Origin of the sequence: Bacteroides finegoldii DSM 17565 (assembly GCF_000156195.1) — a bacterium.
GTDB lineage: Bacteria > Bacteroidota > Bacteroidia > Bacteroidales > Bacteroidaceae > Bacteroides > Bacteroides finegoldii.
In genome coordinates, this window is the sequence record NZ_GG688317.1 from 220,223 (window position 1) to 237,501 (window position 17,279).

Genomic DNA, 17,279 nt, shown 5'->3' on the forward strand with positions numbered 1-17,279 from the left:
GATTTAAGTAATGAGTAAATTACATATTAAAAAAGGCGATACAGTTTACGTAAATGCTGGTGAAGATAAGGGCAAAACTGGTCGTGTATTGAAGGTTCTTGTTAAAGAAGGACGTGCATTTGTAGAAGGTATCAATATGGTATCTAAAAGCACAAAGCCGAATGCTAAGAATCCGCAGGGTGGTATTGTGAAGCAGGAAGCTTCTATCCACATTTCAAACTTGAACCCGGTTGATCCAAAAACTGGTAAAGCAACGCGTATTGGGAGAAAAGTAAGTTCTTTGGAAGGTAAAAGAACTGTAGTGCGTTATTCTAAAAAATCAGGAGAGGAGATTAAGTAATGAGTAATACTGCTAGTCTTAAGAAAGAATATGCAGAGCGTATAGCACCTGCATTGAAATCACAGTTCCAGTATTCTTCTACAATGCAGATACCCGTACTTAAGAAGATTGTTATCAATCAGGGTTTAGGTATGGCTGTTGCTGACAAGAAGATTATTGAAGTTGCAATCAATGAAATGACAGCTATCACAGGTCAAAAGGCTGTAGCTACCATTTCTCGTAAAGATATCGCGAACTTTAAGTTGCGTAAAAAAATGCCGATTGGCGTTATGGTGACTTTACGTCGTGAAAGAATGTACGAATTCCTTGAAAAATTGGTTCGTGTAGCTCTTCCTCGTATTCGTGACTTCAAAGGTATCGAAAGTAAGTTTGATGGTAAAGGTAACTATACCCTTGGTATTCAGGAACAAATCATTTTCCCTGAAATAAATATCGATAGTATTACAAGAATTCTCGGAATGAATATTACCTTTGTAACCTCTGCGGAAACAGATGAAGAAGGTTATGCATTGCTGAAGGAATTCGGTTTACCTTTTAAAAACGCTAAAAAAGACTAATAGATATGGCAAAGGAATCAATGAAAGCACGTGAAGTTAAACGTGCTAAATTAGTAGCCAAATACGCCGAAAAAAGAGCTGCTTTGAAGCAAATCGTAAGAACAGGTGATCCTGCTGATGCTTTTGAAGCTGCACAGAAATTGCAAGAGTTGCCAAAGAATTCTAACCCGATTCGTATGCACAATCGTTGTAAACTGACTGGACGTCCTAAAGGTTATATTCGTCAATTCGGAATTTCGAGAATTCAATTCCGTGAGATGGCGTCTAACGGACTGATACCAGGCGTAAAAAAAGCAAGCTGGTAATTATTGTTTAAATATTGTCAGGGTAGTCCTGATTAATTTAATTTATTTTTTATATGACTGATCCAATAGCAGATTATTTGACGAGGTTGCGGAACGCGATTGGTGCAAAGCACAGAGTTGTTGAAGTTCCCGCTTCGAATTTGAAAAAAGAAATCACTAAGATTCTTTTTGAGAAAGGCTACATTCTTAATTATAAGTTTGTAGAAGATGGTCCTCAAGGAACTATTAAAGTTGCCTTGAAGTATGATTCTGTTAACAAAGTTAACGCAATCAAGAAGTTAGAAAGAATATCTTCTCCGGGTATGCGTAAGTATACCGGTTACAAAGATATGCCGCGTGTTATTAATGGGTTGGGTATTGCTATAATATCTACTTCCAAAGGTGTAATGACTAACAAAGAGGCTGCAGAACTGAAGATCGGTGGTGAAGTCTTGTGTTATGTATATTAATTAGGAGGAATTAGAATGTCAAGAATAGGAAAATTACCCATTAGTATCCCTGCTGGAGTGACAGTCACTCTGAAGGATAATGTGGTTACCGTAAAGGGACCCAAAGGCGAAATGAGCCAATATGTGAATCCTGCTATCAATGTTGCGATTGAAGACGGACACGTAACTTTAACAGAAAACGATAAGGAAATGCTTGATAATCCGAAGCAGAAACATGCTTTCCACGGCTTGTATCGTTCATTGGTTCATAACATGGTTGTGGGCGTATCTGAAGGATATAAGAAAGAGTTGGAACTTGTTGGTGTAGGTTATCGTGCTTCTAACCAAGGTAACATCATTGAACTGGCTTTAGGTTATACACACAATATTTTCATTCAATTGCCTGCTGAGGTAAAAGTTGAAACTAAGTCTGAAAGAAATAAGAATCCTCTTATCATATTGGAATCGTGTGACAAACAGTTGCTTGGTCAAGTTTGCTCTAAAATACGTTCTTTCCGTAAGCCTGAACCATACAAGGGTAAAGGTATTAAGTTTGTTGGCGAAGTAATTCGTAGAAAGTCTGGTAAATCAGCCGGTGCTAAGTAAATCATATAAAATTAGATTATTATGACAACAAAAATAGAAAGACGAATTAAGATCAAATATAGAGTACGCAACAAAATTTCAGGTACTACTGAATGTCCGCGTATGAGTGTATTTAGAAGTAACAAGCAAATTTATGTCCAGATTATCGATGATCTTTCTGGCAAAACTTTGGCTGCCGCTTCTTCTTTAGGTTTGACTGAGAAAGTCGCTAAAAAAGAACAAGCTGCTAAAGTGGGTGAAATGATTGCTAAAAAAGCTCAGGAAGCAGGTATAACTACTGTAGTTTTTGACCGTAATGGTTACTTGTATCATGGGAGAGTAAAAGAAGTAGCTGATGCTGCTCGTAACGGTGGACTTAAATTTTAATCATTATGGCAGGAGTTAATAATAGAGTTAAGATTACTAACGATATAGAACTGAAAGATAGATTGGTTGCTATCAATCGTGTTACTAAAGTTACCAAAGGTGGTAGAACTTTTAGTTTCTCTGCAATCGTTGTTGTAGGTAACGAAGAAGGTATCATTGGTTGGGGACTTGGTAAAGCAGGTGAAGTAACAGCTGCTATCGCTAAAGGTGTTGAGTCAGCTAAAAAGAATCTGGTAAGAGTACCTATTTTAAAGGGTACTGTTCCTCACGAACAATCAGCTAGATTTGGTGGTGCTGAAGTATTCATCAAGCCTGCGTCGCACGGAACAGGTGTTGTAGCTGGTGGTGCTATGCGTGCCGTATTGGAAAGTGTTGGTGTTACTGATGTTTTGGCTAAATCTAAGGGTTCTTCAAATCCGCACAACCTTGTTAAAGCTACAATTGAAGCTTTGAGTGAGATGCGTGATGCAAGAATGGTTGCTCAGAACAGAGGTATTAGTGTTGAAAAAGTATTTAGAGGATAAGGAGGAGATATGTCAACTATAAAGATTAAACAAGTTAAAAGTAGAATTGGTGCTCCGGCTGATCAGAAGAGAACTCTTGATGCACTGGGACTTCGTAAACTGAACCGCGTGGTTGAACACGAAAGCACTCCTTCAATTCTTGGGATGGTAGATAAAGTAAAACACTTGGTTGCCATTGTTAAGTAATTATTTGTTGAATAATAAAACGAAATTACAATATGAACTTAAGTAATTTAAAACCTGCAGAGGGATCTACTAAGACAAGAAAAAGAATTGGACGTGGTGCTGGTTCTGGATTAGGCGGTACTTCTACAAGAGGTCATAAAGGAGCTAAATCAAGATCTGGATACTCTAAGAAAATCGGTTTTGAAGGTGGTCAGATGCCTCTTCAACGTCGAGTTCCTAAATTTGGTTTCAAGAATATCAATCGTGTAGAATATAAAGCTATCAACTTGGATACTATCCAAAAACTCGCTGAAGTTAAGAGTTTGGTAAAGGTTGGTATAAACGACTTTATCGAAGCAGGATTTATTTCTTCAAATCAGTTAGTAAAAGTATTGGGTAACGGAACTCTGACTAACAAGCTGGAAGTAGAAGCTCATGCATTCTCTAAGACTGCAACTGCTGCTATCGAGGCTGCTGGTGGAACTGTAGTAAAACTCTGATTCAATGAGAAAAGCTATTGAAACATTAAAGAATATATGGAAGATTGAGGATCTGAGACAGCGGATCCTCATCACCATATTGTTTGTGGCAATTTACCGTTTTGGGTCATACGTCGTATTACCGGGTATCAATCCGGCGATGTTGGCAAAATTGCACGAACAAACAAGTGAAGGCCTTTTAGCCTTGTTAAATATGTTCTCTGGAGGAGCATTTTCTAATGCCTCTATTTTTGCATTAGGAATTATGCCTTATATCTCTGCATCTATCGTGATCCAGTTGTTGGGAATCGCTGTGCCGTATTTCCAGAAATTACAGCGCGAAGGTGAGAGCGGCAGAAGAAAAATGAATCAATATACTCGTTATCTGACGATTGCTATATTGTTAGTTCAGGCCCCTTCTTATTTGCTCAATCTTAAAATGCAGGCTGGCCCTTCCTTGAATGCTTCATTAGATTGGACTCTGTTTATGATTACCTCTACCATTATTTTGGCAGCTGGTAGTATGTTTATTTTGTGGCTTGGTGAAAGAATTACTGATAAAGGTATTGGTAATGGTATTTCATTTATTATCTTGATTGGTATTATCGCTCGTTTCCCTGATGCTTTGTTGCAAGAAGTTGTATCCAGAGTAGCAAATAAGAGTGGTGGTTTGATCATGTTTATAATTGAAATCGTATTCTTGTTATTAGTGATTGGTGCCGCTATTCTTTTGGTGCAGGGTACAAGAAAGATTCCTGTACAGTATGCAAAAAGAATTGTAGGTAACAAGCAATATGGTGGCGCTAGACAGTACATTCCTTTGAAAGTGAATGCTGCAGGTGTAATGCCTATCATCTTTGCTCAGGCAATCATGTTTATACCTATTACATTTATCGGTTTCTCAAATGTAAATGATGCAGGCGGTTTCTTGCATGCGTTTACAGATCATACAAGTTTCTGGTATAACTTTGTCTTTGCGGTAATGATTATATTATTTACATATTTCTATACTGTAATTACAATCAATCCGACTCAGATGGCTGAGGATATGAAGAGAAATAATGGTTTCATCCCTGGTATCAAACCGGGAAAGCAGACAGCAGAGTATATCGATGATATTATGTCACGTATCACTTTGCCGGGTTCTTTCTTCTTGGCTTTGGTTGCCATTATGCCTGCTTTTGCCGGTATATTCGGAGTGCAAGCTGGATTCGCTCAATTCTTCGGCGGTACATCTTTGTTAATTCTTGTAGGTGTTGTTCTTGATACCCTGCAACAGGTTGAAAGTCATTTGTTGATGAGACACTATGATGGTCTGTTGAAATCCGGTCGTATCAAAGGGCGCGCTGGTGTAGCGGCATATTAATTCTTTAGATTAGAAATGATATTTCTTAAAACAGAAGATGAAATAGAATTGCTCCGTCAGAGTAACCTGCTTGTTGGTAAAACTCTTGCAGAGGTTGCTAAACTGGTGAAGCCTGGTGTAACTACACGTGAGTTGGATAAAGTTGCTGAAGAGTTTATTAGAGATCATGGGGCAACTCCAACTTTCAAAGGATTTCCGAATCAATATGGAGAACCGTTTCCCGCATCCCTTTGTACTTCTGTAAATGATCAGGTAGTACATGGAATTCCGAATGATATTGTTCTGAAAGATGGTGATATCGTGTCTGTGGATTGTGGAACTTATATGAATGGTTTCTGTGGTGATTCTGCTTATACTTTTTGTGTAGGAGAGGTGGACGAGGAAGTTCGTAATTTGCTGAAGGTTACTAAAGAAGCGTTATATATCGGTATTCAAAACGCAGTGCAAGGCAAGAGAATCGGAGACATCGGGTATGCTATTCAGCAATATTGTGAGTCTCACTCTTATGGTGTAGTGCGTGAGTTTGTAGGTCATGGCATCGGTAAAGAGATGCACGAAGATCCTCAAGTTCCTAATTATGGTAAAAGAGGATATGGACCTTTGATGAAGAGAGGTCTTTGCATAGCGATAGAGCCGATGATAACATTGGGAGACCGACAAGTGATTATGGAACGTGACGGGTGGACTGTGAGGACCAGGGATCGTAAATGTGCTGCGCATTTTGAACATACGGTAGCTGTTGGAGCTGGTGAAGCTGATATTTTGTCTTCATTCAAATTCATAGAAGAAGTTTTAGGAGATAAAGCAATATAATATGGCAAAGCAATCTGCAATAGAACAAGATGGAGTTATAGTTGAAGCATTGTCAAATGCAATGTTTCGTGTTGAATTAGAAAACGGACATGAGATTACTGCACATATTTCAGGTAAGATGCGGATGCATTACATCAAGATCCTGCCGGGAGATAAAGTGAGAGTCGAAATGTCTCCTTACGACTTATCGAAAGGAAGAATTGTGTTTAGATATAAATAAAATAAGATATGAAAGTAAGAGCATCATTAAAGAAACGCACGCCAGAATGTAAGATCGTTAGACGTAATGGCCGTTTGTATGTTATTAACAAGAAAAATCCTAAGTATAAACAACGTCAAGGATAATTTGTTATTTTTGCAAAAAAAATAATTTAGTATATGGCTATAAGAATAGTTGGTGTAGACTTGCCTCAGAACAAAAGAGGTGAAATTGCGTTGACCTATGTATATGGAATAGGTCGCAGTAGTTCAGCAAAAATTTTAGATAAAGCTGGTGTAGATAAAGATCTGAAGGTTAAAGACTGGACAGATGATCAGGCTGCTAAGATTCGTGAGATTATCGGTGCAGAGTATAAAGTAGAAGGTGATCTTCGTTCTGAAATCCAATTGAACATTAAGCGATTAATGGATATTGGTTGCTATCGTGGTGTACGTCACCGTATTGGTCTGCCTGTAAGAGGTCAGAGCACTAAGAACAATGCACGTACTCGTAAGGGTAGAAAGAAAACCGTTGCTAATAAGAAAAAAGCTACTAAATAATAATTGTTGATATGGCAAAAAAAACAGTTGCAGCTAAAAAGAGAAATGTGAAAGTAGACGCTAATGGACAGTTGCATGTTCATTCATCTTTCAACAATATTATTGTTTCTCTTGCAAATAGTGAAGGGCAGATTATCTCTTGGTCATCTGCTGGTAAAATGGGATTTAGAGGTTCTAAAAAGAACACTCCTTATGCAGCGCAGATGGCTGCCCAAGATTGTGCTAAAATTGCATTCGATCTTGGTCTAAGAAAGGTAAAAGCATATGTGAAGGGTCCAGGTAACGGACGTGAGTCTGCTATTAGAACTATCCACGGTGCTGGTATCGAAGTTACTGAAATCATTGACGTGACTCCGCTTCCACATAATGGTTGTCGTCCTCCGAAAAGACGTAGAGTTTAATTTACCTTTAACTTACACAATGATCTTGATTTTGTTTTTGGATTACATTTAATTTCTCTCTGTAAACGCGGCTGCAACAAATTAAGTTCATGAATAAACAATTAAATATTTAAAAGAAATGGCTAGATATACTGGACCAAAATCAAGAATCGCCCGTAAATTCGGTGAAGGAATCTTTGGAGCTGATAAAGTTTTGTCAAAGAAGAATTATCCTCCCGGACAACATGGAAATTCAAGAAAAAGAAAAACTTCCGAATATGGTGTGCAACTTCGTGAAAAGCAGAAAGCTAAATACACCTATGGAGTTTTAGAAAAACAATTCCGCAATTTGTTTGAAAAGGCAGCTACTGCGAAAGGTATTACCGGTGAGGTACTCCTTCAATTGCTGGAAGGCCGTCTTGACAACGTAGTATTCCGTTTGGGTATTGCTCCTACACGTGCTGCTGCTCGTCAGTTGGTTAGTCACAAACATATTACTGTAGATGGTGAAGTAGTAAACATTCCTTCATACGCAGTAAAACCAGGACAATTGATTGGTGTTCGTGAAAGATCTAAATCTTTGGAAGTAATTGCTAATTCTCTCGCTGGTTTCAATCATAGCAAATATGCTTGGTTGGAATGGGATGAAGCTTCAAAGGTTGGTAAAATGTTGCACATACCTGAGAGAGCAGACATTCCTGAGAACATTAAAGAACATTTGATCGTTGAATTGTATTCTAAATAATAATTAATTTCATGGCGATATTAGCATTTCAAAAACCTGATAAAGTATTAATGTTGGAGGCGGACTCCAGATTCGGTAAATTCGAATTTCGTCCGTTGGAACCCGGTTTTGGTATTACTGTAGGTAATGCGTTACGCCGTATCCTTCTCTCTTCATTAGAGGGTTTTGCTATCACAACTATCAGAATCGATGGTGTGGAGCATGAATTTTCTAGTGTACCTGGAGTAAAAGAGGATGTTACCAACATTATCTTGAATCTGAAACAAGTGAGATTCAAGCAAGTAGTTGAAGAGTTCGAGAGCGAAAAAGTGAGCATCACTGTCGAGAATTCCAGTGAATTTAAAGCAGGTGACATAGGTAAGTATTTGACTGGATTTGAAGTGTTAAATCCGGAATTAGTTATTTGTCATTTAGATTCTAAGTCAACTATGCAGATTGATATTACAATTAACAAAGGACGTGGTTATGTGCCTGCTGATGAAAATCGCGAGTACTGTACGGATGTTAATGTAATTCCAATCGACTCTATTTATACACCGATACGTAATGTCAAGTATGCTGTAGAAAACTTCCGTGTAGAACAGAAGACTGACTACGAAAAGCTGGTACTTGAAATTAGTACCGACGGTTCTATACATCCGAAAGAAGCGCTGAAAGAAGCTGCAAAGATTCTGATTTATCACTTCATGTTATTCTCAGATGAGAAGATCACGCTTGAAAGTAATGATACTGACGGCAATGAAGAGTTTGACGAAGAAGTATTGCATATGCGTCAGCTGTTGAAAACTAAACTCGTTGATATGGATTTGTCAGTTCGTGCCCTCAACTGCTTGAAGGCTGCTGATGTAGAAACTCTTGGCGACTTGGTACAATTCAACAAAACTGACCTGTTGAAATTCAGAAACTTCGGAAAGAAATCGCTTACCGAGCTTGATGATTTGCTGGAAAGTCTGAATCTGTCGTTTGGAACCGATATTTCTAAATATAAATTAGATAAAGAATAAAAAATGAGACATAATAAAAAATTCAATCATTTAGGTCGTACTGCTTCTCATAGAAGCGCTATGTTATCTAACATGGCTTGCTCTTTGATCAAGCACAAAAGAATCACTACGACTGTTGCAAAGGCAAAAGCTTTGAAAAAGTTTGTTGAGCCTTTGATTACTAAGTCTAAAGAAGATACTACGAACTCTCGTCGTGTTGTATTTAGCAACTTGCAAGATAAGATTGCAGTAACAGAGTTGTTCAAAGAAATCTCTGTTAAGATTGCTGATCGTCCGGGTGGTTATACTCGTATTATCAAGACTGGTAACCGTTTGGGTGACAACGCTGAAATGTGCTTCATTGAGTTAGTTGACTACAATGAAAACATGGCTAAGGAAAAAGTTGCTAAGAAAGCTACTCGTACTCGTCGTTCTAAGAAGAGCACAGAGGCTGCAGCACCTGTTGCTGTTGAAGCTCCTGCAACTGAAGAAGCTCCTAAGGCTGAAGAACCTAAAGCAGAGTCTGCAGAATAATTCAACGATTGTTCATATCGAATATAAAGGCTATTCCGGTAACGGAGTAGCCTCTTTTGTTATGATCCTGTTACTAATCCTAAGATAAATTAAAAGATTTCTTCAATGAACCTTACCTGGATAGAATCTGTTATATTTGTACGAGATTATGGCAAAATTTGTAAAGGTTATATTGTTTCTGTTGTTGACGGTTACTCTTCACGGGGTAGCAGGCAATGTTTTCACTGGAAAAGCAGTGGAGCAGGGAAAGTATGCCGTAACATATTCGATGAGTCAGCATGAGCAGATCAGTGAACCGGAGTTCCCTTGTTCTCCTGTGGCTGAATTAAATAATTTGCAAAGTTATCAGACTTCGGTAACTCGTGTCCAGCGTGTACAACTTGGCGAATATTTCTCTACTCTAAAGAATCTGTTACAGTGCTGTGCAGACTATGAGAATTCTCTCTCCCAGCATTTGGGAAAGATTTATAATACTACGTATTATTGTCAACCGTCCAGCGAGTATTATGTATTTGCTCTAAGGCGTATTATTATTTAGCAGTTTATTTATTGGCATTATTTCTTTTAAGATTACTGGTATAACTATTATCTACCGGTCATCCTATCACCTTTATATTTTTACTAATAAATTAAACTTTAAATATTATGGCAACTACTCAAGCTATTGATGCTACTATATTTGCATCTTCACATCCCGATATCGCAAAACGTACTAGTTTTTCAGGTGTATTAATATCCTCCGTTATGTTGGTGGTCGGTGTTATAGCATTTGCTTCCACCTTCGGACTGGAAGACAAATCTTCGACAGTCAGTATGGCTTTAATGGTTCTAGGAACAGGGCTGTTTCTTATGGGTATTTTCCGGCTATTCTGGAAATCAAAAGAGGTGGTTTATTTACCGACAGGCAGTGTTGCAAAAGAACATAGTGTATTCTTTGACCTAAAACATATGGATTCGTTGGTGAACATAGTGAATTCCGGTTCTTTTTCTGCAGATTCTGAAATAAAGAGTGAGTCTAACGGTAACATACGAATGGATATTATACTTTCTGAGGACAAAAAGTTTGCAGCGGTACAGCTATTCCAATTTGTACCTTATAATTATCAGCCTATAACATCGGTACAGTACTATACCAATGAAAGTGCGTCTGCTGTTGTTGCATTTCTTTCCAAAAGCAAGATTTAAGGTATAGGCACACTTATTTGAGTTAGCAATCGCATAAAGAGAAAACTTTGATTTTTATATGTTGTGGGATGGGGATTAGTCGTCAATAACGGCAATCCCCATTTTCTTCATTAAGAAACATGCATTCATATTTTGGGCAACCCCGTTTCTCTTCTGATAAGAGAAGGTAAGTTCATTATTTGTGATATCTGCTTCAAAGCAATAATTCCGGATATTTTCCGGAAAGGCTTCTATTAAAGTGCCTAAAAGGAGATCATGAGTAGCGATGATACCGTTAGCATTCATACTCATGAATTGTTTGATAAGAGCAAAAGACCCCTTCTGTTTATCCATAGAATTTGTACCTTTCAGGATTTCATCAAGGATAATAAAGAGTTCTTCCCCAGCTTCCAGTTTATCGATGATTAATTTTAGCCGTTTAAGTTCAGCGAAGAAATAAGATTCGTTATCGGTCAATGAGTCGCTGGTACGCAGACTGGTGACAAGGCGTGCCGGGTATATTTCCATTTCATCCGCCCAGACAGGCGCACCCATACATGCTAAAAGATAATTTACGCCTACAGTGCGTAGATACGTACTTTTGCCAGCCATATTAGCTCCGGTGATAATAATAAAGAAAGGCCGTTTGTCGATGTCTATTCCGTTACGCACACATTTGTTACGATCCATCAGAGGATGTCCCAATGCTTTCGCTTGCATATGGAAAGAATGCGAGTTGATTTTAGGATAGATATATTCCGGGTGATTATAGGCAAATGTTGCCAAAGAGCAATAGGCGTCGATTTCACCGACAGTCTCTATCCAGCGGGGTAGATCCGAAGCGTGTACCTCCTTCCATTGTTCAATTTTCATAACCTGGCGTAATTCCCAAAATATAAGTCCATTGAGAAGCATACTAATTAACAGATTATTCCGCTGGTCTAGTGCATTCATTAGTTTGGAAAGTCGGCGTACTGCCTGAGAAGCCGTTTGATTCCGGCTGGTAAGTTCAGCTTTCAACTCTTGCAATACAGGACTGTGCATATCTTTTTTCTCGGTGAGAAGAATCTGGTCAGCATACGTAGAGAGAATTTGTAGCTTTTTGCCATAGGTAGCCTGCAATTTAGTGATTCCTTTGGAAAAGACAGAATTGAATACTACAAAGCAAGCAAATACGCCTCCGGCAATGCTGGTGGGAAGGATATCCAGGCAGGTAAGACTTATGCACAGCAGATTGATTACGCTTACGGTGGCAGGGATCATACGTAAAAGCCTATGCTTCCGATAATAGCTTGGACTATTTGCCCATTCCTTGATTTCGGAGGTATCTGCAGGTTTTCCTTTATAAAGCAACCCTGATAAACGGATTTGTTGTCTATACTCCAGATCTGTCGATAACTCACGGATAGCCTCCTGCCGTTGTTCAATAGCCTCCTTATTTTCCAAATGCGCATTGAACCACTCTGCCAGATGCTCCTTGCCGACAGGCGTTGAAGTACGATTTATATATTGGAAAAGAGAATGCTCTCCGAAAATATCCAAATCAAAAGTATAAAGATGTCCCGGATCAATATATTCTTTTCCCCCATCAAAATCGGAGAAATCATACTGAATAGCGCGCAGCTCCTGTTCATTGATAACAATCTTCTTTTTCAGGAAATCTTTTCGGTGAAACCAGAAATTGTGCCGTTTGACCAACCATATAAATAAAATGAAAGGTAAAATAGCAAATATGGAAATATACAGCCAGCCGTCCGGCCAGAAAATGATAGTTCCTGCTATGGCTCCCACAAATAAAACGAGTCGCAAAAGACTGATATAATAGATACGTTTCCGAGCATTTCGTAACTCCAGTTCAGCTTTTTGAATGGTAAGCCGGTATGTTTCAATGATCTGTTCCAATTTTTCCATAATAAACTCAATACTTTTTCGCAAAGGTAATCAAAGTATATTTAAATATTTCTTTTTCTCCCTTGCATTTATCCGCTAAAATGTATAACTTTCCACTCGAAAAATGCGTTTAGACAGGAAAGGAGGAAGACCAATGAAGAAAGGATGTATCTTATTGTTGTTGATGAGCGTGATTAGCCTCCCGTTAATTGCGCAGAATATCATTTATTCTAATTTGAAAGAACTGTTGGCTCAAGACGGTGATACTGTTGCCGTGTTGCGTGTAGAGAGACGTTCCAAGAACCAGATACTATTGACAGGAGGAGCTGATTACCGGATAACGGCCGGAAATGACGAGTCCATGTGTCGGCGTTTGAAAAAGCGTTGTCTTGCTGTGCGTGATGAAAAAGGAGACTTATATCTGAACTGCCGTAAACTGCGATATAAAAAGTTACGTTTTGGAGCTTGGTATGCACCGGCTGTTCAGTTAGGTAAGAAGATCTATTTTTGTGCTATGCCTTTAGGATCTGTTGTCGGTGCAAATTTTGTGGAGGAAGATGATGTCAAGTTAGGTGGGAATATAGGGGACGCTCTTGCTGCCTCGAGTCTGGTGACAAAGCGGGTTTGTTATGAACTTAATGGTGAGACCGGAAAGATAGAATTTCTGGATAAGAACAAAATGGTTGAATTGTTGAAGAAATCTCCTGAACTAAAGAAAGCCTATCTCAAAGAGGATAGTCAGGAAGCAAAATACACATTCAAATACCTATTGGAGTTGAAGGAGCAACAGAAACCATAACCCCTAATAATAAGCTTTTATTTTACGTTAATAGAGATACTGATTATTGAGAGTGTGTCAAAATGCATTCCCCTTTTATAGCGATAAAACTTTACTTCTAGTTTTTATACTTTCTATCTTTCTACCCTATTTGGTCTATATTTCCTAATTAACACTTGTTTTCATATTGCTCTATTGAATGATAATAATTCCCAAATGGACTATAAATACATAGAAAACTTAATTTATTAACTAAGTTTTCTATGTATCTTTGTTCTGTTTTTCCTTTGGAAACGAATATAAAATGAAAACTGTATTTTTATAAAATTGAAAACAGACGATGGCAGAGCATGGAAAAGACGCTTCCCAACGGGCAGAGCTAAGAGAACGGATTCTGGTGACGGCAACAGAAGCTTTCGCTTCAAAAGGTATTAAGAGTATAACAATGGACGACATTGCAGCAGCATTGGGTATTTCCAAACGTACTCTTTATGAGGTCTTCTCGGACAAAGAATCGCTGCTGAAGGAATGTATTTTGAAGGCACAGTCCGATAGGGAGGCTTATTTACAGGAAGTATATGAACAGTCTCACAATGTACTGGAAGTGATATTGGCAGTGTTTCAGAAGAGCATTGAAGTGTTCCATCAGACGAACAAGCGTTTTTTTGAAGACATCAAGAAATATCCGAAAGTATACAGTTTAATGAGAGACCGTCAGGACAGCGACTCGGAGAAAACGATGTCCTTCTTTAAGGCGGGTGTGGAACAGGGAATTTTTCGTTCGGACGTAAACTTTGGCATTGTCAATATGTTAGTGAAAGAACAGTTTGATGTACTTTTGAATACGGATATCTGCAATGAATATCCTTTTATAGAAGTGTATGAGTCCATCATGTTCACCTATATTCGTGGCATTTCCACAGAGAAAGGAGCGAAGGTTCTGGAAGACTTTATACAAGAATATCGTAAAAATCGTATTGGAACACCGAGAGAGTAAGGTGTACCCCATTGACAAACAATTAAGATTAAATTAGAAACCAGTTTATGAACAAAATTAAAGAATTGACAGGAAAGAAGATGCTTCTGGCAGTTGCGGTACTCTGCACGTTCGGCTTTGCAAAGGCGCAGAATACCCAAGGGGCAAAGGAGATACTGACCTTAACTTTAGACAAAGCTCTCGAAATAGCATTGGATGAAAATCCCACAATGAAAGTGGCTGCAGAAGAGATCGCTTTAAAAAAAGTAGCCAGCAAGGAAACTTGGCAAAATCTGTTGCCGGAAGCCAGCATATCCGGGTCGGTGGACCATACCATTAAAGCGGCTGAGATGAAATTGAATGATATGTCCTTCAAGATGGGGCAAGACGGAACCAATACTGCCAATGCCGGATTGAACATAAACCTGCCTTTATTTGTGCCGGGAGTTTATCGCGCTATGTCGATGACAAAGACGGATATTGAACTTGCGGTAGAGAAATCCCGCGCTTCCAAACTGGATCTGGTGAATCAGGTGAGCAAGGCTTATTATCAGTTGATGCTTGCGCAGGACAGTTACGAAGTACTTCAAGGAAGTTATAAACTGGCGGAAGATAACTACAATGTTGTCAATGCCAAATATCAGCAGGGAACAGTGAGCGAATACGATAAGATTAGTGCGGAAGTGCAGATGCGGAGTATTAAGCCCAACTTGATATCGGCGGCCAACGCAGTGACTTTGGCTAAACTGCAGCTCAAAGTTTTGATGGGTATCACTGCCGATGTAGAGATTAAGATTAATGACAATCTGACTAACTATGAGACCTCCATGTTTGCCGAACAGCTGAAAGAAGAGGATGTGAATTTGGATAACAATACCACGATAAAGCAGTTGGACTTAAACATGAAGTTGTTGGAGAAGAATGTTAAGTCATTGAAAACAAACTTTATACCGACCCTTTCAATGAGCTTCTCCTACAAATATCAATCTTTGTACAATCCGAACATCAACTTCTTTGATTACAGTTGGAGTAACAGTTCCAACCTGATGTTTAACATCAGCATACCTTTGTATAAGGCAAGCAACTTTACAAAAGTAAAATCCGCCCGTATACAAATGCGTCAGCTCGATTGGAACCGCATCGATACGGAGAGAAAGTTGAATATGCAGATTGTCAGTTGCCGTAACAATATGAGCGCGAGCACAGAGCAAGTGGTCAGCAATAAGGAAAATGTGATGCAGGCTAAGAAAGCGGTAGTGATTGCCGAGAAACGTTATGACGTAGGTAAAGGTACGGTGCTCGAACCGAACAGCTCTCAAGTTTCATTGACGTAAACACAACCAATTCTCTATCTAACTGAAAATAAAATAGTTATCACTCACTTTGTAGATAATAGGTAACACTTTAGAAACGAGCGAATTACAATATTCTGTTTTATTCTGCATCAACTCAAAGAAGCTTTTTTTCAGGACAAAAATACCAAAGACGCTGACAATTAGCAAATATCTCCGGTAAGATTTGCATGTTTTAACTCCGTTTTTCATCTTCAATTAAAAAGATCGAGGTTTTCCTGCATAGTGTCGTGGCGAAAGAGACCGGCAATATCTTCTGAATGACCGACAGATCCCTATTCTCCAACCCCAACAAGTTTAGTTGTACAATGGAACTAATAGAGAAGGAGGTCAATAACTCCAGAAGAGGATTTCATTCTGCATTTCAAGAACAAATACAGCAATACTTATCCTCTTGCATGGATGCTTGTGGACATGTTGTCAATGGGCATCGTAACTAGCATCCATGAAAATATAAAATCCAATCCATTGAAAAAAGATTACGGTGTGCTATGATCTATCCGTTCCCGTTTTCACTTCGTGGCTGACAGTCATAATCCTTATAAGAAATTCCTGCTGTCATCATACAAGGGTATAAAACAAGCAGTACGCCATCAATCCGATGGTAGTCCGGAGGATGCAATTCCCTTGGATAAACGATATGATATCACTACACAGGACATTTTATGAAATCTGCATCATTTAGTGGTTTATCAACATTATATCGCTGGACAACGATATGAAACAGCATTTCCAAAAGTTACTGGGTTAATATCCGAAATATTGACAGCAAGTCAATGAACATTCCCCTGGATTGGCAGGATGAGCCTTTGCGAAGAATATAAAATCCACCTTTCATCTATATTTCTTTTGTAAAAAGAACAGATGTTGGAAGATGGTTGCTCCTGCTCTATACGGATAAGGCACAAGAAACTTAAAGTCAGACTTCCTTGAACCACAGATGTTGCAACCACCACAGTTATTACAATATTTTTAATTTCATTTATAAAAAGACTTCCTGCTTCTTGGCTTTATTGGAGTCTTAGATTCCTTCATTTATATCTTAAATAATTCAGCTTGCATATCCTCCCACTCCCAATAACGGTGTTGTTCGCAATCCTGCAATTTAATCTTAGATTCAAGAAGTTCTTTTTCTTCTTCATTTATTTTACAGGAGTGTTCCAACTTTCTTGATGACCTTATTGAGTGCTTATAACCATAATAAATACAATTTTAGTAATGTTACAGGATTATACGGTGGTCTCCCTTCTGATTGAAGTTTGACATGTTTAACCCCAAGTTTATCTATAGGCAAGATATCCACAAATAAATCGATAATCCTTGCCCAAGAATCTGGAGCAACCAATTGTTCAAGAGTTATCATTTGAATTTGATTTTCTGTTTCCTCCTACTATGTAGTTTATAGATATATTGTTTAGTTTCTTTCCATAAATATACGAAGAACCAATAATTCAATATAGCGTCTAAGGTTTTTGCACAGACTCTCGGTGGAATACATTTCCATGATATCTGCTCCATAACGACCGTGATGTTCGTGCAGCATTCTTTCGAATGCACTGATTACAGGCCGTACCACCGTACAGAAAATATCATCCTTACTTTTGAAGTAGTTATAGATATTGCTCAACCCTACCTGTGCTTCTTGCGCAATTTCACGCATGGAAGCCTTCGGAAAGCCGTTTTCGAGGAATACCTTTTCGGCAGCTTTCAAAATTTCTTTTTGTATGTCATCTTTAGAGTATTGCATAAGTTTTATTTCTCGACTGCAA

Annotated in this window: 25 protein-coding genes and 2 pseudogenes; 24 read left to right on the forward strand and 3 right to left on the reverse strand. The window is 38.5% G+C overall.

Going from position 1 to position 17,279, the window contains the following annotated elements:
- Window positions 1-10 precede the first annotated feature (10 nt).
- The 20 genes from rplX (at window position 11) to BACFIN_RS18315 (ending at window position 10,535) form a co-directional block, all read left to right on the forward strand.
- Entirely contained in the window at window positions 11-340 is a 330-nt protein-coding gene (rplX, locus tag BACFIN_RS18405; RefSeq protein WP_007747948.1) for a 50S ribosomal protein L24, read from the forward strand.
- Window positions 340-897 carry a 50S ribosomal protein L5 gene (rplE, locus tag BACFIN_RS18400; RefSeq protein ID WP_004310886.1) on the forward strand — a complete coding sequence of 186 codons (558 nt, stop codon included), beginning with the start codon at window positions 340-342 and terminating at the stop codon, window positions 895-897. Before rplX ends, rplE begins: the two co-directional genes overlap by 1 nt.
- A 5-nt stretch (window positions 898-902) precedes the next feature.
- On the forward strand, window positions 903-1,202 hold the full coding sequence (gene rpsN / locus BACFIN_RS18395; RefSeq protein ID WP_004310885.1) for a 30S ribosomal protein S14: 300 nt from the start codon (window positions 903-905) through the stop codon (window positions 1,200-1,202).
- 53 nt (window positions 1,203-1,255) lie between these two features.
- Complete coding sequence (gene rpsH, locus BACFIN_RS18390) at window positions 1,256-1,651, forward strand: 30S ribosomal protein S8 (protein WP_004296336.1); 396 nt, start codon at window positions 1,256-1,258, stop codon at window positions 1,649-1,651.
- Window positions 1,652-1,666: 15 nt separating this feature from the next.
- On the forward strand, window positions 1,667-2,236 hold the full coding sequence (gene rplF / locus BACFIN_RS18385) for a 50S ribosomal protein L6 (protein ID WP_004296335.1): 570 nt from the start codon (window positions 1,667-1,669) through the stop codon (window positions 2,234-2,236).
- A 21-nt stretch (window positions 2,237-2,257) separates the two neighbouring features.
- Entirely contained in the window at window positions 2,258-2,602 is a 345-nt protein-coding gene (rplR, locus tag BACFIN_RS18380) for a 50S ribosomal protein L18 (RefSeq protein WP_007747951.1), read from the forward strand.
- Window positions 2,603-2,607: 5 nt separating this feature from the next.
- Complete coding sequence (gene rpsE / locus BACFIN_RS18375) at window positions 2,608-3,126, forward strand: 30S ribosomal protein S5 (RefSeq protein WP_007747952.1); 519 nt, start codon at window positions 2,608-2,610, stop codon at window positions 3,124-3,126.
- A gap of 9 nt (window positions 3,127-3,135) precedes the next feature.
- Entirely contained in the window at window positions 3,136-3,312 is a 177-nt protein-coding gene (rpmD, locus tag BACFIN_RS18370; RefSeq protein ID WP_004296332.1) for a 50S ribosomal protein L30, read from the forward strand.
- Window positions 3,313-3,344: 32 nt separating this feature from the next.
- A complete protein-coding gene (gene rplO, locus BACFIN_RS18365; RefSeq protein ID WP_007747956.1) occupies window positions 3,345-3,791 on the forward strand; it encodes a 50S ribosomal protein L15 in 447 nt (148 codons plus the stop codon).
- A 4-nt stretch (window positions 3,792-3,795) separates the two neighbouring features.
- Window positions 3,796-5,136, forward strand: coding sequence for a preprotein translocase subunit SecY (gene secY, locus BACFIN_RS18360; RefSeq protein ID WP_007747959.1), 1,341 nt, complete (start codon window positions 3,796-3,798; stop codon window positions 5,134-5,136).
- A 15-nt stretch (window positions 5,137-5,151) separates the two neighbouring features.
- Window positions 5,152-5,949: a type I methionyl aminopeptidase gene (gene map / locus BACFIN_RS18355; protein WP_007747962.1), complete on the forward strand. Its 798-nt coding sequence runs from the start codon at window positions 5,152-5,154 to the stop codon at window positions 5,947-5,949.
- Window position 5,950: 1 nt separating this feature from the next.
- Window positions 5,951-6,169, forward strand: coding sequence for a translation initiation factor IF-1 (infA, locus tag BACFIN_RS18350; RefSeq protein ID WP_002558052.1), 219 nt, complete (start codon window positions 5,951-5,953; stop codon window positions 6,167-6,169).
- Between the two features lie 8 nt (window positions 6,170-6,177).
- The gene (gene ykgO / locus BACFIN_RS21340) at window positions 6,178-6,294 is read left to right on the forward strand and encodes a type B 50S ribosomal protein L36 (RefSeq protein ID WP_002558051.1); all 117 of its coding nucleotides are present in this window, start codon (window positions 6,178-6,180) and stop codon (window positions 6,292-6,294) included.
- 33 nt (window positions 6,295-6,327) lie between these two features.
- Entirely contained in the window at window positions 6,328-6,708 is a 381-nt protein-coding gene (rpsM, locus tag BACFIN_RS18345) for a 30S ribosomal protein S13 (protein WP_004296328.1), read from the forward strand.
- An 11-nt stretch (window positions 6,709-6,719) separates the two neighbouring features.
- Window positions 6,720-7,109, forward strand: a complete 390-nt coding sequence (rpsK, locus tag BACFIN_RS18340) for a 30S ribosomal protein S11 (protein WP_004296327.1) — start codon at window positions 6,720-6,722, stop codon at window positions 7,107-7,109.
- A 118-nt stretch (window positions 7,110-7,227) separates the two neighbouring features.
- Window positions 7,228-7,833, forward strand: coding sequence for a 30S ribosomal protein S4 (rpsD, locus tag BACFIN_RS18335; RefSeq protein ID WP_007747964.1), 606 nt, complete (start codon window positions 7,228-7,230; stop codon window positions 7,831-7,833).
- 11 nt (window positions 7,834-7,844) lie between these two features.
- Complete coding sequence (locus BACFIN_RS18330; protein WP_004296325.1) at window positions 7,845-8,837, forward strand: DNA-directed RNA polymerase subunit alpha; 993 nt, start codon at window positions 7,845-7,847, stop codon at window positions 8,835-8,837.
- A 3-nt stretch (window positions 8,838-8,840) separates the two neighbouring features.
- Entirely contained in the window at window positions 8,841-9,350 is a 510-nt protein-coding gene (gene rplQ / locus BACFIN_RS18325) for a 50S ribosomal protein L17 (RefSeq protein ID WP_007747966.1), read from the forward strand.
- Between the two features lie 148 nt (window positions 9,351-9,498).
- Window positions 9,499-9,888, forward strand: a complete 390-nt coding sequence (locus tag BACFIN_RS18320; RefSeq protein ID WP_007747969.1) for a hypothetical protein — start codon at window positions 9,499-9,501, stop codon at window positions 9,886-9,888.
- Between the two features lie 107 nt (window positions 9,889-9,995).
- Entirely contained in the window at window positions 9,996-10,535 is a 540-nt protein-coding gene (locus tag BACFIN_RS18315; protein ID WP_007747972.1) for a hypothetical protein, read from the forward strand.
- Window positions 10,536-10,610: 75 nt separating this feature from the next.
- On the opposite strand, the gene BACFIN_RS18310 is transcribed toward BACFIN_RS18315, so the two are convergent.
- A complete protein-coding gene (locus tag BACFIN_RS18310) occupies window positions 10,611-12,425 on the reverse strand; it encodes a MutS family DNA mismatch repair protein (protein WP_007747975.1) in 1,815 nt (604 codons plus the stop codon).
- A 133-nt stretch (window positions 12,426-12,558) separates the two neighbouring features.
- Here BACFIN_RS18310 and BACFIN_RS18305 point away from each other — a divergent pair, with 133 nt between their 5' ends.
- The 4 genes and pseudogenes from BACFIN_RS18305 (at window position 12,559) to BACFIN_RS23810 (ending at window position 16,087) form a co-directional block, all read left to right on the forward strand.
- Window positions 12,559-13,203: a DUF6563 family protein gene (locus tag BACFIN_RS18305; RefSeq protein ID WP_032839025.1), complete on the forward strand. Its 645-nt coding sequence runs from the start codon at window positions 12,559-12,561 to the stop codon at window positions 13,201-13,203.
- A gap of 319 nt (window positions 13,204-13,522) precedes the next feature.
- Window positions 13,523-14,179, forward strand: coding sequence for a TetR/AcrR family transcriptional regulator (locus BACFIN_RS18300; protein WP_007747978.1), 657 nt, complete (start codon window positions 13,523-13,525; stop codon window positions 14,177-14,179).
- Between the two features lie 47 nt (window positions 14,180-14,226).
- Window positions 14,227-15,492, forward strand: a complete 1,266-nt coding sequence (locus BACFIN_RS20395) for a TolC family protein (RefSeq protein WP_007747979.1) — start codon at window positions 14,227-14,229, stop codon at window positions 15,490-15,492.
- A 372-nt stretch (window positions 15,493-15,864) separates the two neighbouring features.
- Window positions 15,865-16,087: pseudogene (locus BACFIN_RS23810) on the forward strand (Abi family protein).
- A 557-nt stretch (window positions 16,088-16,644) separates the two neighbouring features.
- Here BACFIN_RS23810 and BACFIN_RS23950 read toward each other — a convergent pair.
- Window positions 16,645-16,913: pseudogene (locus BACFIN_RS23950) on the reverse strand (transposase); the annotation flags it as partial.
- An 11-nt stretch (window positions 16,914-16,924) separates the two neighbouring features.
- Window positions 16,925-17,257: a TetR/AcrR family transcriptional regulator gene (locus tag BACFIN_RS18290; RefSeq protein ID WP_224200485.1), complete on the reverse strand. Its 333-nt coding sequence runs from the start codon at window positions 17,255-17,257 to the stop codon at window positions 16,925-16,927.
- Window positions 17,258-17,279: the final 22 nt, after the last annotated feature.

Bases quoted from the DNA above. Each gene is read 5' to 3' on its own strand.
- rpsH (WP_004296336.1), top strand. From the start codon at position 1,256: ATGACTGATCCAATAGCAGATTATTTGACGAGGTTGCGGAACGCGATT.
- rplR (WP_007747951.1), top strand. From the start codon at position 2,258: ATGACAACAAAAATAGAAAGACGAATTAAGATCAAATATAGAGTACGC.
- BACFIN_RS18300 (WP_007747978.1), top strand. From the start codon at position 13,523: ATGGCAGAGCATGGAAAAGACGCTTCCCAACGGGCAGAGCTAAGAGAA.
- BACFIN_RS18305 (WP_032839025.1), top strand. From the start codon at position 12,559: ATGAAGAAAGGATGTATCTTATTGTTGTTGATGAGCGTGATTAGCCTC.
- infA (WP_002558052.1), top strand. From the start codon at position 5,951: ATGGCAAAGCAATCTGCAATAGAACAAGATGGAGTTATAGTTGAAGCA.
- secY (WP_007747959.1), top strand. From the start codon at position 3,796: ATGAGAAAAGCTATTGAAACATTAAAGAATATATGGAAGATTGAGGAT.
- BACFIN_RS20395 (WP_007747979.1), top strand. From the start codon at position 14,227: ATGAACAAAATTAAAGAATTGACAGGAAAGAAGATGCTTCTGGCAGTT.
- rpsK (WP_004296327.1), top strand. From the start codon at position 6,720: ATGGCAAAAAAAACAGTTGCAGCTAAAAAGAGAAATGTGAAAGTAGAC.
- rpsE (WP_007747952.1), top strand. From the start codon at position 2,608: ATGGCAGGAGTTAATAATAGAGTTAAGATTACTAACGATATAGAACTG.
- BACFIN_RS18310 (WP_007747975.1), bottom strand. From the start codon at position 12,425: ATGGAAAAATTGGAACAGATCATTGAAACATACCGGCTTACCATTCAA.
- BACFIN_RS18320 (WP_007747969.1), top strand. From the start codon at position 9,499: ATGGCAAAATTTGTAAAGGTTATATTGTTTCTGTTGTTGACGGTTACT.
- rplE (WP_004310886.1), top strand. From the start codon at position 340: ATGAGTAATACTGCTAGTCTTAAGAAAGAATATGCAGAGCGTATAGCA.
- rplQ (WP_007747966.1), top strand. From the start codon at position 8,841: ATGAGACATAATAAAAAATTCAATCATTTAGGTCGTACTGCTTCTCAT.
- BACFIN_RS18315 (WP_007747972.1), top strand. From the start codon at position 9,996: ATGGCAACTACTCAAGCTATTGATGCTACTATATTTGCATCTTCACAT.
- rplO (WP_007747956.1), top strand. From the start codon at position 3,345: ATGAACTTAAGTAATTTAAAACCTGCAGAGGGATCTACTAAGACAAGA.
- ykgO (WP_002558051.1), top strand. From the start codon at position 6,178: ATGAAAGTAAGAGCATCATTAAAGAAACGCACGCCAGAATGTAAGATC.
- BACFIN_RS18330 (WP_004296325.1), top strand. From the start codon at position 7,845: ATGGCGATATTAGCATTTCAAAAACCTGATAAAGTATTAATGTTGGAG.
- rpmD (WP_004296332.1), top strand. From the start codon at position 3,136: ATGTCAACTATAAAGATTAAACAAGTTAAAAGTAGAATTGGTGCTCCG.
- rpsM (WP_004296328.1), top strand. From the start codon at position 6,328: ATGGCTATAAGAATAGTTGGTGTAGACTTGCCTCAGAACAAAAGAGGT.
- map (WP_007747962.1), top strand. From the start codon at position 5,152: ATGATATTTCTTAAAACAGAAGATGAAATAGAATTGCTCCGTCAGAGT.
- rpsD (WP_007747964.1), top strand. From the start codon at position 7,228: ATGGCTAGATATACTGGACCAAAATCAAGAATCGCCCGTAAATTCGGT.
- rpsN (WP_004310885.1), top strand. From the start codon at position 903: ATGGCAAAGGAATCAATGAAAGCACGTGAAGTTAAACGTGCTAAATTA.
- rplF (WP_004296335.1), top strand. From the start codon at position 1,667: ATGTCAAGAATAGGAAAATTACCCATTAGTATCCCTGCTGGAGTGACA.
- BACFIN_RS18290 (WP_224200485.1), bottom strand. From the start codon at position 17,257: ATGCAATACTCTAAAGATGACATACAAAAAGAAATTTTGAAAGCTGCC.
- rplX (WP_007747948.1), top strand. From the start codon at position 11: ATGAGTAAATTACATATTAAAAAAGGCGATACAGTTTACGTAAATGCT.